Consider the following 11,631-nt stretch of genomic DNA (forward strand, 5'->3'; position numbering starts at 1 on the left):
GTGGATGTTGCCGGGGCCGATCAGCTTGGCCTCATAGGCCTGCCTGATCGCCGCCTGCAGCCGCTCGCGCTCGTGCACGTACTCGCCGCGGACATAGATGTAGGCGGTGTGCGCCCGCATCGCCCGGCAGGCGATCAGGCAACCTTCGATCAGCAGGTGCGGGTCGTTGCGCAGGATCTCGCGGTCCTTGCAGGCGCCCGGCTCGGATTCGTCGGCGTTGACCACCAGATAGTGCGGCCGCTCGCTCTCCTGCTTGGGCATGAAGGTCCACTTCAGCCCGGTGGCGAACCCCGCCCCGCCCCGGCCGCGCAGACCCGAGGCCTTGATCTGGTCGCAGATCCATTCCGGCGTCTGGGCGACGATGTCGGCCGTGCCGTTCCACGCGCCGCGCTTCTTGGCGCCCTCCAGGCCCCAGTCGTGCAGGCCGTAGAGGTTGGTGAAGATGCGGTCCTGGTCCTGCAGGATCCCAACCATCACGCCTTCTCCTTCGCCGGAAGGTTGGGGATCTTGATCTTCTTGGCCCGCGAGCCGTCGTAGAGCGCAGGATCGGTCAGCGTCAGCGGCCCGCCCGCGGGCGCGGCGCATTGGCGGCCGATCGCCGAGCCCGGCGCAGGCTTTTCGCCGGCGGCGAAGGCGTCCAGCAGCTTCTCGAAGCTCTCCGCCGTCAGGTCCTCGTAGTAGTAGTCGTTGATGGCCGCCATCGGCGCGCTCGAGCAGGCGCCCAGGCACTCGACTTCCTGCCAGTAGAACTTGCCGTCCGCCGAGCGGTGGTCGTGCCGGCCGATCTTCGACTTGCAGACCTTGATCAGCTCGCCGGCGCCGCGGAGCATGCAGGGCGTGGTGCCGCAGACCTGCACCAGCGCATGCGTGCCGACGGGCTCCAGCATGAACATGGTGTAGAAGGTCGCGTTCTCCAGCACCCGGATGACCGGCATGCCGAGCGTCTCGGCGACGACGCGGATCGCCGGCTCGGAGACCCAGCCTTCCTGCTTCTGGACCAGCCAGAGCAGCGGGATCACCGCCGACTGCTGCTTGCCGGGCGGATAGTTGGCGATCCAGCGATTGACCTCCTTCAGCGTCTCGGCGCTGAAGGCGAAGCTCTCGGGCTGGTTCGGCGAAAGGCGTCGGACGCTCAATTCGGCCTCACTTGACGAAGTCGACGCGGGCGATCTTGCCGTCCGCGAGGGTGTAGATGGCGATCACCTCGAAGGTCTCGCCGCCGGGGCTGCGGATGACCTTCTCGTGGTCGATGACGGTCGCGCCGCAGACCATGCGGTTCAGCAGCTCGACCTTGTTCTCCGGGAATTTCGCGAACACGCCGGCGTAATTCTTGCGGTAGGTCTCGATGTCCGAGGTGTGCGGCGGCTTGTTCAGGTCAGCCACCTGGATGTCGTCGGCGAAATAGCTGCAATACCGGTCCAGATCCTGGGCGTTGTAAGCGTCCAGCTGAGCCTGGACGAGATCGACGTTCGAAACGGTCAACGGTCGATCTCCCCGAACACGATGTCGATGGAACCGAGGATGGCGGAGACGTCGGCCAGCATGTGGCCGCGGTTCATCCAGTCCATCGCCTGCAGATGCGGGAAGCCCGGCGCGCGGATCTTGCAGCGATACGGCCGGTTGGCGCCGTCGCTCACGAGGTACACGCCGAACTCGCCCTTGGGGGCCTCGACCGCGGCGTAGATGTCGCCCACCGGCGTGCGGTAACCCTCGGTGTAGAGCTTGAAATGGTGGATCAAGGCTTCCATCGACCGCTTCATCTCGCCTCGACGCGGGGGCGAGACCTTGTGGTCGTCGGAGAGCACCAGGCCCGGCGTCTTCTGCAGGCGCAGGGCCGCTTCCTTCATGATCTTCGTCGACTGCCGCATCTCTTCCATCCGGCAGAGGTAGCGGTCATAGCAGTCGCCGTTGACGCCGAGGGGCACGTCGAACTCGAAGTCGTTGTAGCACTCGTACGGCTGGCTGCGGCGCAGGTCCCACGGAACGCCCGAGCCGCGCACCATCACGCCCGAGAAGCCCCAGGCCAGCGCCTGGTCCTTGGTCACCACGCCGATGTCGACGTTGCGCTGCTTGAAGATGCGGTTGTCGGTGATCAGGCCTTCGATGTCGTCCAGCACCCTCGGGAACTGGTCGCACCAGTCGGAGATGTCCTGCACCAGCTCCGGCGGCAGGTCCTGGCGGACGCCGCCGACGCGGAAGTAGTTGGCGTGCAGGCGCGCACCGGACGCGCGCTCATAGAACACCATCAGCTTCTCACGCTGCTCGAAGCCCCAGAGCGGCGGGGTGAGCGCGCCCACGTCCATCGCCTGGGTGGTGACGTTCAGCAGATGGTTCAGGACCCGGCCCATCTCCGAGTAGAGCACCCGGATCAGCTGGCCGCGGATCGGAACCTCGATGCCCAGCATCCGCTCGATGGCGAGCACGAAGGCGTGCTCCTGGTTCATCGGCGCCACATAGTCCAGGCGGTCGAAGTAAGGGATGTTCTGGGCGTACGGCCGAGATTCCATCAGCTTCTCGGTGCCGCGGTGCAGCAGGCCGATGTGCGGGTCGACCCGCTCGACCACCTCGCCGTCCAGCTCTAGCACCAGGCGCAGCACGCCGTGCGCCGCCGGGTGCTGCGGGCCGAAATTGATGTTGAACCGCCGGATCTTGGTCTCGCCCGTCTCGCCGATGCCGGTTTCGGTCACGTCGGCGGCGTTGATCGCAGCGACGCTGGTGTGTTCGCCGTCCATCTCAGCCTCCCTTGGCGGCGTCGGCCGCCTTCTCGTCACCGGGAAGCGGGTTCACGCCGCGCTCGACGCCTTCCCACGGCGACAGGAAGTCCCAGTTGCGCCACTCGACCGACTGCACCGGCTCGTAGACCACGCGCTTCAGCTCGTCGTCGTAGCGGACCTCGACATAGCCGGTCATCGGGAAGTCCTTCCGCAGCGGATGGCCGTGGAAGCCGTAGTCGGTGAGGATCCGGCGCAGGTCCGGGTGGCCGTCGAAGAAGACGCCGTACATGTCGAACGTCTCGCGCTCGTACCAGTCGGCGTTCGGATAGACCGGCGTGATCGACGGGACCGCGGTGTCCTCGTCCGTCTGCACCTTGACCCGCAGGCGCAGGTTCCGGCTCATCGACAACAGGTGGTAGACCACGTCGAAGCGCCGCTCGCGCTCGGGATAGTCCACCCCGCAGACGTCGATCAGCACCTCGAAGCGCTCGCCGTCGCGCAAGCGCGCCATCGCCTCGACGATCCGCGGCAGCTGGGCGGTCACGGTCAGGTCGCCGAAACCGACCTCATAGGCGGTGAACAGGCCCGCGCCGTTGGCGACGAGGGCCTGGCCAAGCTCTTCCAGCTGGGCGTGGGAATGGGGCCAGCTCATCGCACGATCGTCCCGGTGCGGCGGATCTTCTTCTGCAACTGCAAGATCCCGTAAACCAGCGACTCGGCGGTCGGCGGGCAGCCCGGGACATAGATGTCCACCGGCACCACCCGGTCGCAGCCGCGCACCGTCGAATAGCTGAAGTAGTAGTAGCCGCCGCCGTTGGCGCAGCTGCCCATGGAGATGACGTAGCGCGGCTCAGGCATCTGGTCGTAGACCTTGCGGAGCGCCGGAGCCATCTTGTTCACCAGGGTGCCCGCCACGATCATCACGTCCGACTGGCGCGGGCTTGCCCGCGGCGCCGCGCCGTAACGCTCGAGGTCATAGCGCGGCATGGACGCCTGAATCATCTCGACGGCGCAACACGCCAGGCCGAAGGTCATCCACATCAGCGAGCCGGTGCGCGCCCAGGTGATCAGGTCGTCGGCGGCCGCGGTGACGAAGCCCTTGTCGGCCAGCTGCTGCGAGACCCCGTCGAAATAGGGGTCGTGCTTTTTCGGGTCGTAGCCCTCGACGGCGGTCCGGCCGGCGGCGCCCGCGGGAACGATCACTCCCATTCCAGGGCTCCCTTCTTCCACTCGTAGATGAAGCCGACGGTCAGGACGCCCAGGAAAGCCATCATCGACCAGAAGGCGAAGTGCGACACGGCCGCCGGCAGCTTCATCAGCGTGACCGCCCACGGGAACAGGAACGCAACTTCCAGGTCGAAGATGATGAACAGGATCGACACCAGGTAGAAGCGGACGTCGAACTTCATCCGCGCGTCGTCGAAGGCGTTGAAGCCGCACTCGTAGGAGGACAGCTTCTCGGGGTCGGGCGCCTTGGGGGCCAGCACGGCGGCGGCCAGGATGAAGGCGATGCCCAGCACCGCCGCGATCCCCAGGAAGATCACGATGGGCAGGTACTGCAGAAGAAAGGCGTTCATGGAGTCCTCGGAGGGAGTCGCGCGCCCTTCTAGACCACCCATCCTGACGATTCAAACGCGGCTTTGATGTCGCTGTTCGGCGGCGCCGGGGCGTGCCGCCACGCACCCGTTTTGCAGGGCGCAGGCGCCCGCTCGGCGTGCGTCCGCACCGGCGGTCTACCCCGGGAGATCGCGACCTATCCACAGAGTCCTGGCCTGCGTCGCACTCTGCCGTTGACACGATTCCGAGCGGGACGTATCAGGCGCGCCTCGCACGGCCCCACCGGGCCCGCAAGCGGGTGTAGCTCAGTTGGTTAGAGCGCCGGCCTGTCACGCCGGAGGTCGCGGGTTCGAGCCCCGTCACTCGCGCCATCCTTCGGATGGCGACGCCGGCGTGCGACGCTCCATTCGTGCGACGCTCCATTCCTGAACAGCTCCACCGTGGCGCCCTCAACGGCGCGGCGGCATCTTTTCGAAGCTGCGCACGCCCGCGTGCTGCAGATGCCACGGCTGAGCCTCGCAGGTGAAGACCGCCGAGGTCGGGACGAGGTCCGAGGGATCGTCGAGCGCGCCGGCCTTCACCGGCAGGAAGGGCGTGCCGTCGGTGGTCGCCGACCAGAGCGGTGAGCCACAGGTCCCGCAAAAGGCGCGGCCGATGTCATTGCCGCTTGCGGCCGTGACGTGATGCACCCGCGCCTCGCCCTTGATGACCGCGAAGGCTTCCCTGGGCGCCAGCACGACATAGTTGGGCCCGCCGCCGGAGGCGCGCTGGCATTCCCGGCAATAGCAGACGGCCATGCCGAGGATCGGCGCGCCGATGCGGAACCGCACCTCGCCGCACGCACAGCCGCCTTCGCGCACCTGCACGTCCTTCATGTCCCCCTTCATGTCCCCTCCTCGCTTGGTTTGGCCATCGGGCGGTTGTCGTTCGGCAGGGCGCCGGGGGCGGCGCGGCACAGTACGCCCGGGTCGCTGGCGACGGTCTCGCCGTCCCTCAGGCGCGAAAGCCGCGCCTCGTTCATACCCTTGGTCCACCACTGCAGGCCGAAGCCGACATAGCGGACGCCGTCGGCAGAGACCGCCGCCTTCAGCGGATAGGCGTGCCCGCCGACGTCGACGACGGCGGTGTCGTGGTCCGGATAGCCGGCCTGGACCCTGCGGCCGTCCGCGCAGGCGTAGGTGCGCACGCCGGCGTCGGGGTTCACGGCCCCCGCCGGCGGGGCCGGCGGCCTGGTCGCGCTCATCGACGGCTTGGCCGCGGGCTCGCAGCCGGCCAGGGCCAGCGCCAAGATGAGAAGGCCAGCTCCACGCATCATCTTCGGCCCCTCCGCTGAAGCGGCGATCCTGGCGCCTCCTCGCGCCGACGAGAAGCGGTCAGGCGGCGCGCGATTCCTCGGCGTGCGGGAACACCGGCTTGAACATCCGCGGCGCCCAGCCGAAGTCCCGCGCCGCCGGCGCGCCGTCGAAAGTGAGATCCTGGTTCATGCGCTCGCCCATCGCCGCCGTCGCCCCGGGCAGCCGGTCGCCGGCGAGGCGCAGGCCGAGACGCCAGAGAACGATCGGCGCGCAGATGATCCGCGGCGTGCGGTCCAGCCCGAGGAAGATCCGCTCCACCATCGCCTTGTAGGTCAAGGTCTCGCCGCCGGGCAGGTCGTAGGTGCGTCCCGGCGTCAGCGGGGAAGACGCCGCCGCCATCGCCGCCCAGGCCAGGTCCTCGGCGTGAACCGGCTGGCGAAGCCCGCGCCCGGGGCCGGCGAGCGGCAGCACCTTGAAGCGCTCGGCCAGGCCCGCCAGCCGGCTGACGTTGCCGTCGTGCCCCTCGGAATAGATCAGGGTCGGCCGCAGCAGGGTCCAGGCGATCTGGTGAGCCTCGCAGAGCCGGCGCACGTCCGTCTCCGCCTCAGCGATCCTGGCGGCGAGCGCGCGCTCCTCGGCGTTCGACGACTGCGCCTTGCCGCTCACGCTGGTCGACGAGAAGGCCACCAGCCGCCGCACGCCCGCCGCGGCCAGGGCCGGCAGCGCCGGCGGCAGAAGCCAGATCGGGCACAGGCTCAGCACCGTCTCGGCGAAGGGGAAGGCGATCTCCACGGGCCTCTCCAGATCGCCGGCGATCCAGCGCACGCGGGTCTCCTCGTCCTGCGCCCGGCGGCTGAGTGCGAGCGTCACCGTGCGCTGGTCGATAAGGCGAGGCAGCAAATAGCGCCCGACCAAGCTGGTCGCGCCGAGCACCAGCACGGGCTCACGGAGACGGTGAAGACTCATCGGCTTTCGACTTGCCCCTACCCAGGAGCGCTATGCAATCAGGCCGATGCGCCTGTCTGCAACCCGCCCCAGAATCAAAATTCTGAGCGCGTTCATATGGCAAAGCCGTGTCGGTTTCTGCCGCGCGGATGGTTCGCGGCCGTCTTTATCCCTCCGCGGGGCGCGTCAACTTGCGCCGACCTGCTCCAGGACCTCCAGGACGGCGACGCTTTCAGCCAGCGGCATGACGGGGCTCTCCAGCAAGCCGGCCGCCAGACAGCGGTGCGCTTCAGCCACCTGATGGCCGAGGCCGAAGCCTTCGAACGGCGTCGGCGCGAAGGCCGTTCGCCTGGGATCGAGCGGCTGCAGCAGGCGCTTGGCGAAGGCCAGCCGGCTGACGCCCTGGCGCCTGGGCGGCCGCCTCACGCCTGCGGCCGCGGGGTCGTCGGTGCGCAACCGCGTCAGAAACGGGGGACAGATGAACTGACGGTGCAGGTGGAGGTGGCCGCGGCTTCCGACCACCACGGCGGCGTTGTCCCCCTCGCCCGTGAAGCCGCAGGCCAGGGTCGCCGTCCGCCCCGGCCACGCCAGGGCCATCGCCGCCTGGCGCTCCACGGCCGCATCGCCCGTCAGCGTCGCGCCCGTCACGCTGCCGGGCCGGCCGAACAGGTGCAGCGCCAGCGAGACCGGATAGACGCCCAGGTCCAGAAGGACCCCGCCGCCCAGCGCCGGATCGTGGAAGCGGTCCGCGGGATCGAGAGCCTGGGGGTAGAACAGCCGCGCGTCCAGGTGCAGCGCCTCGCCGATCTCGCCGGCCTCGATCATCGCCTTGGCGCGGACCACCCCCGGGGTGAACCGCATCCACATGGCCTCCATGCAGAAGACCCCGGCCTCTGCCGCGGCGACCGCGATCGTCCTGGCCTGCTGCGCCGTCACGGCGATGGGCTTTTCGATCAGCACCGCCTTGCGCGCGGCGATGCAGGCGAGCGCGCTGGCCAGGTGGTCGGCGTTGGGCGTGGCGATGTAGACGATGTCGACGTCGGACCGCGCCGCCAAAGCCTCGACGCCGGTGTGCGCATTCGGCACGCCGAACGCCTGGGCGAACGCCTGGGCGCTGGGCTCGCGGCGTGCGGCGACGGCCGTCAGCCGCGCGTCCGGCCGGCGCAGAAGGTCGCTGGCGAAGCGCTGGGCGATGGCGCCCGCGCCGACGATCCCCCAGGAAACCTGCTTGCCCACCGTCAGAACCGCGACCGCAGCGTAACGACCGCCCCGCCGAGCGCGCCCTGCATGGCGAGCGCGATCTCTGTGATGTGCAGCACGAAGCGGGCGGAGAGCTGCGGCGTCTCGCCCTGCGCGATCGCGGCGGCCTGCGACGCCGGGCCACGGGCGAAGTCCATGCAGGAGGGATAGGCCGGCAGCTTCCCCTTGAACTTCGCCACGGGCAGCCTCCGGCCTAGAAAGCTGCGCCCCGGCAGATGGCGCTGCAGCCGGTGCAGCAGCCGCCCCGCAAGACCCGGATCCTCGCCGGTCGGCGAGCGCAGGTAGATCGCGCCCCGGCTCGCCCACGCGTCCATCACCGTCAGCACGCCCTCGTCGCCGACGATGTGCAGCGAGCGGTCCTGCGGCGCGACCAGGCCGCAGGTGATCCGCGCCACCACTCCGGAGGCGAACTCCAGGCAGGCGGTGGAGAAGTCGGCCGCGATCTCCGGCGGGGGCTGGCCGGTGAGCTTGTCGTCGTATCGGCGCGAGGCGAAGGTCGTCATCCGCTCGACGGGACCGAACATCGCGCACATCCAGGTCAGGTAGTAGCCGGCGTGCTCCAGGATGCAGCCGACCTTGAACTCGTCCCGCGCCGGCCACGGCGCGCCCGAGACGCTGCGCCACTTGTGAAGCGGCTCGAGGAACACCGGCCCGTCCTCGAGCTCGGCGTAGACCAGCCGCACCCGGCCCACCTTGCCGGCCGCGACCGCCGCCTTCACCGCCGCCCCCGCCTCGCCCAGGCTGCTGGCCGGCGCGCCGCTCAGCGACAGACCCTTGGCCTCGGCGAGCGCCACCAGCGACTCGGCGTCCTCGTAGGCCATGGCCAGCGGCTTCTCGGAATAGACATGCTTGCCCGCTTCCAGCGCCGCCTTGGTCACCGCGAAATGGCTGTGCGGATTCGTAAGGTTCAGCACCAGGCCGACCTCACGGTCGGCCAGCAGCGCCGCCAGGCTGCCGAACGCCTTCGCCCCATAGTGCCGGCTGAACGCGGCGAGCCGGCCCGCATCGCGGTCGTAGACGCCCCCCAGCTCCAGCTCCGGGTGGTTGGCCAGCGTCGTCATGTAGAAGTCTGCGACGTAGCCGCAGCCCACGATGGCGATCTTCATCTCGACCCGCTGGTTGCTCGCCGTGAAGAACGCCGTCCGCCGTCGGCGACCGGCGGAGTGCAAGCTTAACCTCCCGCCATACTGAAGGTTCCCTCCGGCTTTCGGCTTGCCCTTGCGCCGGCGCCCCGATCTATATGCGGCGGTGACGCGCCAGGACCTGCAGATCGGGCCGCAAGCTTGAGCCCGGACCCCGCCCCCAGCTATGCGGCGCTGACCCGCGAGGACCCCAATCCCCTGAAGCGGGCGGTGCAGGGACGCCGGCTGGCCGACGCGCTGCGGCTGGCGCAGGATCTGTCGCCTGGCCTGGTCGTCGATTACGGCGGCGGCGACGGCGCGCTCTGCCGCTCGGCCGCCGAGCTCTGGCCCCAGGCGCGGGTGATCTGCTTCGAGCCCGCTCCCCAGCTCGCCGCCCAGGCCCAGGCCCTGTTGGCCGGGGTCGTGCAGGCCCGGGTGGTCGAGGACGAATCCGCCCTGCCCCCCGAGGGCGCCGACCTCGTGTTCTGCACCGAGGTCTTCGAACATCTGCCGCCGGCCGAGACGGCGCGCGCGCTGGACGAGATCGCCCGCGTCCTGAGGCCCGGCGGCCATGCGTTGATCGGCGTGCCGGTGGAGATCGGCCCGCCCGCCCTCGCCAAGGGTATCTTCCGGGCCCTGCGGCGCCCGGCCGAATTCGACGCGCGTCCGGCGGTGGTCCTGCAGGCGCTGCTCGGCGCCCCGCCGCGCCCCCGCCCCGTGGCCGAGATCAGCGCCGGCCGCGCCTACTATCCTCACCATGCTGGTTTCGACCATCGGCCGCTGGTGCAGGCGATCGCCGCGCGCTTCGAACTGGAACGGCGGGCGGGAAGCCCCTTTCCCGGCCTGCCGGCCTGGCTGAACAGCGAGGTCTACGTGCGCGCGCGGCGACGCTTCTGAGGCGGCTGGTGGGCGGCACAGGGTTCGAACCTGTGACCCCCTGGGTGTAAACCAGGTGCTCTGACCAACTGAGCTAGCCGCCCGCGCGGAGCCTTCTAGCGGAAATCGCTGAAATGGTCAGGCCCTTCCGCGCCGGCCTTTGGACAGGCCGACGCTTCGGCCTAGAGGACCCCGAAAGCGTTCAGCAGCGCCAGGGCGCCGATGACCACGAAGAAGCCTGCCGCGATCAGCCGGACGATCTTCAGCGGCATCACGCGCGTCGCCGCCTCGCCCAGCAGCACCGCCGGCACATTGGCGATCATCATGCCCAGCGTCGTGCCCAACGCGATCAACGAGATCTCGTGGAAGCGCGCCGCCAGCAGCGAGGTGGCGATCTGGGTCTTGTCGCCGATCTCGACGAAGAAGAAGGAGATGAGCGTCGTCAGGAAGACGCCGCCGCGCGACCGGCTGAGCGCGTCCTCGTCTTCCTTGTCGGGAATCAGCGCCCAGCCGGCCATGGCCAGGAAGGCGATCCCGACGACGATCTGAAAGATCCGGCCGCTCAACCACTGCGCCACCAGGTAGCCCAGGCTGGCCGCCAGGGCATGGTTGAGCAGGGTCGCCGCCAGGATGCCGAGGATGATCGGCGCGGGCTTGCGGAACTTCGCCGCAAGCACGATGGCGAGCAACTGGGTCTTGTCGCCGATCTCGGCGACGGCGACGACGCCGGTCGAGACCAGCATAGGTTCGAGATTCATGGACTAGGTCGCTCCGGGGCCTGGCGCGCACACGACGATCCAGACCTCGCGCCGGCCCGCCGCGCGTTGGTCTGCATCGTCGGTCTCGCCAATCCGGATCCGAACTGGATCCGCCGCCGCGCCATGCCCCCTTGAGCTGCCAAGGCGGGCAAGTCTGTTGACGCGGGCTTCGCTGTCTTGCGAACGGCTACTCCCCGAGATGCGGGGTCCTTAGCCGCCGCAAAGACGTCTGACAAACGAAAAGACGGCTGTGATGGGCCCTCTCCACATTCGCGTCGGTCAGGCGTTGAGGCTGTTCTTAAGCGCCTCGCCCGCCTTGAACTTGCACGTCCGCGACGCGGGTCGGACGACGGGCTCGCCCGTGCGGGGATTGCGCGCGGCTCCCGCCGGCCGCTTCACCGGCACGAAGCTGCCGAAGCCGACCAGCCGCACTTCCTGTCCCGCCTTGAGCGAATGCGAGACCGAGGCGATGAACGCCTCCAGCGCGTCCTTGGCTTGGGTCCTGTTGAGGCCTGCCCGGTCGGCGATCGCCTCGACCAGCTCCGACTTGGTCATCTGCGTTAGTCTCCCACCTTCCTTGTTGTTTTCGGCGCAAGGTGGGACCGCCGGCAATCGACCCCCTCGCCTGCCGAAATTATGTCCGAGGCGAGACACACGTCAAACGAGCGCGGCGCGGGATCTCTCCCGCGCCGCCCCGTTGTCAGATGATGTGATCGTATCAGTGCGTGTCAGTGCGTGATGACCGACTCGACCTCGGCCTCGTCGGCCGCGACCGCCGCCGGCTCTTCCTCTTCCGACCATTCGATGGCCGTCGGCTGACGCACCAGGGCCTTGGCCAGCACTTCGTCCATGGTGGAGACCGGGATGATCTCCAGCGCCTCCTTCACATTGGCCGGGATGTCCGCCAGATCCTTCTCGTTCTCGACCGGGATCAGCACCGTCTTGACGCCCGAGCGGAGGGCCGCGAGCAGCTTCTCCTTCAGGCCGCCGATGGCGGTGACCCGGCCGCGCAGGGTGACTTCGCCGGTCATGGCGATCTCCTTGCGGATCGGGATCCCGGTGAGCACCGAGACGATCGCGGTGGCCATGGCCGCGCCGGCGGACG

General features: G+C 69.1%; 15 protein-coding genes, 2 tRNA genes and 1 pseudogene. 2 read left to right on the plus strand and 16 right to left on the minus strand.

Annotation, left to right across the window (positions count from 1 at the left end; genetic code table 11):
- The 7 genes and pseudogenes from VJS38_RS09860 to VJS38_RS09890 all read right to left on the minus strand — a co-directional run.
- A pseudogene (locus VJS38_RS09860) lies at positions 1 to 474 on the minus strand (NADH-quinone oxidoreductase subunit F); the annotation flags it as partial.
- Positions 474 to 1,136 (minus strand): NADH-quinone oxidoreductase subunit NuoE, encoded by a 663-nt coding sequence (gene nuoE, locus VJS38_RS09865; RefSeq protein WP_324087979.1) that lies wholly within the window; start codon positions 1,134 to 1,136, stop codon positions 474 to 476. The pseudogene VJS38_RS09860 and the gene nuoE, both read right to left, overlap by 1 nt.
- A gap of 7 nt (positions 1,137 to 1,143) precedes the next feature.
- Positions 1,144 to 1,482: a nuclear transport factor 2 family protein gene (locus VJS38_RS09870; protein WP_324087980.1), complete on the minus strand. Its 339-nt coding sequence runs from the start codon at positions 1,480 to 1,482 to the stop codon at positions 1,144 to 1,146.
- Positions 1,479 to 2,732, minus strand: a complete 1,254-nt coding sequence (locus tag VJS38_RS09875) for an NADH-quinone oxidoreductase subunit D (protein WP_324087981.1) — start codon at positions 2,730 to 2,732, stop codon at positions 1,479 to 1,481. Before VJS38_RS09875 ends, VJS38_RS09870 begins: the two co-directional genes overlap by 4 nt.
- Position 2,733: 1 nt before the next feature.
- On the minus strand, positions 2,734 to 3,366 hold the full coding sequence (locus VJS38_RS09880; RefSeq protein ID WP_324087982.1) for an NADH-quinone oxidoreductase subunit C: 633 nt from the start codon (positions 3,364 to 3,366) through the stop codon (positions 2,734 to 2,736).
- On the minus strand, positions 3,363 to 3,944 hold the full coding sequence (locus VJS38_RS09885) for an NADH-quinone oxidoreductase subunit B (protein ID WP_324087983.1): 582 nt from the start codon (positions 3,942 to 3,944) through the stop codon (positions 3,363 to 3,365). Before VJS38_RS09885 ends, VJS38_RS09880 begins: the two co-directional genes overlap by 4 nt.
- The gene (locus tag VJS38_RS09890) at positions 3,914 to 4,291 is read right to left on the minus strand and encodes an NADH-quinone oxidoreductase subunit A (protein ID WP_324087984.1); all 378 of its coding nucleotides are present in this window, start codon (positions 4,289 to 4,291) and stop codon (positions 3,914 to 3,916) included. The genes VJS38_RS09885 and VJS38_RS09890 overlap by 31 nt, the downstream gene beginning before the upstream one ends.
- Positions 4,292 to 4,565: 274 nt before the next feature.
- Between VJS38_RS09890 and VJS38_RS09895 the strand changes: the two genes are divergently transcribed.
- Positions 4,566 to 4,642: transfer RNA gene (locus tag VJS38_RS09895), tRNA-Asp, on the plus strand.
- A 78-nt stretch (positions 4,643 to 4,720) separates the two neighbouring features.
- On the opposite strand, the gene VJS38_RS09900 is transcribed toward VJS38_RS09895, so the two are convergent.
- The 5 genes from VJS38_RS09900 to VJS38_RS09920 all read right to left on the minus strand — a co-directional run bounded on the left by VJS38_RS09900 (position 4,721) and on the right by VJS38_RS09920 (position 8,940).
- On the minus strand, positions 4,721 to 5,158 hold the full coding sequence (locus VJS38_RS09900) for a GFA family protein (RefSeq protein ID WP_324087985.1): 438 nt from the start codon (positions 5,156 to 5,158) through the stop codon (positions 4,721 to 4,723).
- Positions 5,155 to 5,586: an MliC family protein gene (locus VJS38_RS09905; RefSeq protein WP_324087986.1), complete on the minus strand. Its 432-nt coding sequence runs from the start codon at positions 5,584 to 5,586 to the stop codon at positions 5,155 to 5,157. Before VJS38_RS09905 ends, VJS38_RS09900 begins: the two co-directional genes overlap by 4 nt.
- Positions 5,587 to 5,644: 58 nt before the next feature.
- Complete coding sequence (locus VJS38_RS09910; protein WP_324087987.1) at positions 5,645 to 6,532, minus strand: NAD-dependent epimerase/dehydratase family protein; 888 nt, start codon at positions 6,530 to 6,532, stop codon at positions 5,645 to 5,647.
- A 165-nt stretch (positions 6,533 to 6,697) separates the two neighbouring features.
- Entirely contained in the window at positions 6,698 to 7,747 is a 1,050-nt protein-coding gene (locus VJS38_RS09915) for a Gfo/Idh/MocA family oxidoreductase (RefSeq protein ID WP_324087988.1), read from the minus strand.
- Positions 7,748 to 7,749: 2 nt separating this feature from the next.
- Positions 7,750 to 8,940, minus strand: coding sequence for a Gfo/Idh/MocA family oxidoreductase (locus VJS38_RS09920; RefSeq protein ID WP_324087989.1), 1,191 nt, complete (start codon positions 8,938 to 8,940; stop codon positions 7,750 to 7,752).
- 114 nt (positions 8,941 to 9,054) lie between these two features.
- Between VJS38_RS09920 and VJS38_RS09925 the strand changes: the two genes are divergently transcribed.
- Positions 9,055 to 9,789: a class I SAM-dependent methyltransferase gene (locus VJS38_RS09925; RefSeq protein WP_324087990.1), complete on the plus strand. Its 735-nt coding sequence runs from the start codon at positions 9,055 to 9,057 to the stop codon at positions 9,787 to 9,789.
- 6 nt (positions 9,790 to 9,795) lie between these two features.
- Here the strand turns inward: VJS38_RS09925 and VJS38_RS09930 are convergent.
- The 4 genes from VJS38_RS09930 to VJS38_RS09945 form a co-directional block, all read right to left on the minus strand.
- Positions 9,796 to 9,872: transfer RNA gene (locus tag VJS38_RS09930), tRNA-Val, on the minus strand.
- Positions 9,873 to 9,950: 78 nt separating this feature from the next.
- Entirely contained in the window at positions 9,951 to 10,526 is a 576-nt protein-coding gene (locus VJS38_RS09935) for a TMEM165/GDT1 family protein (protein ID WP_324087991.1), read from the minus strand.
- Between the two features lie 279 nt (positions 10,527 to 10,805).
- On the minus strand, positions 10,806 to 11,081 hold the full coding sequence (locus tag VJS38_RS09940) for an HU family DNA-binding protein (protein WP_324087992.1): 276 nt from the start codon (positions 11,079 to 11,081) through the stop codon (positions 10,806 to 10,808).
- A gap of 173 nt (positions 11,082 to 11,254) precedes the next feature.
- On the minus strand, positions 11,255 to 11,631 hold a 377-nt coding region (locus VJS38_RS09945), incomplete at its 5' end, for a S16 family serine protease (protein WP_324087993.1).

Source organism: Phenylobacterium sp. (assembly GCF_035276905.1).
GTDB lineage: Bacteria > Pseudomonadota > Alphaproteobacteria > Caulobacterales > Caulobacteraceae > Phenylobacterium.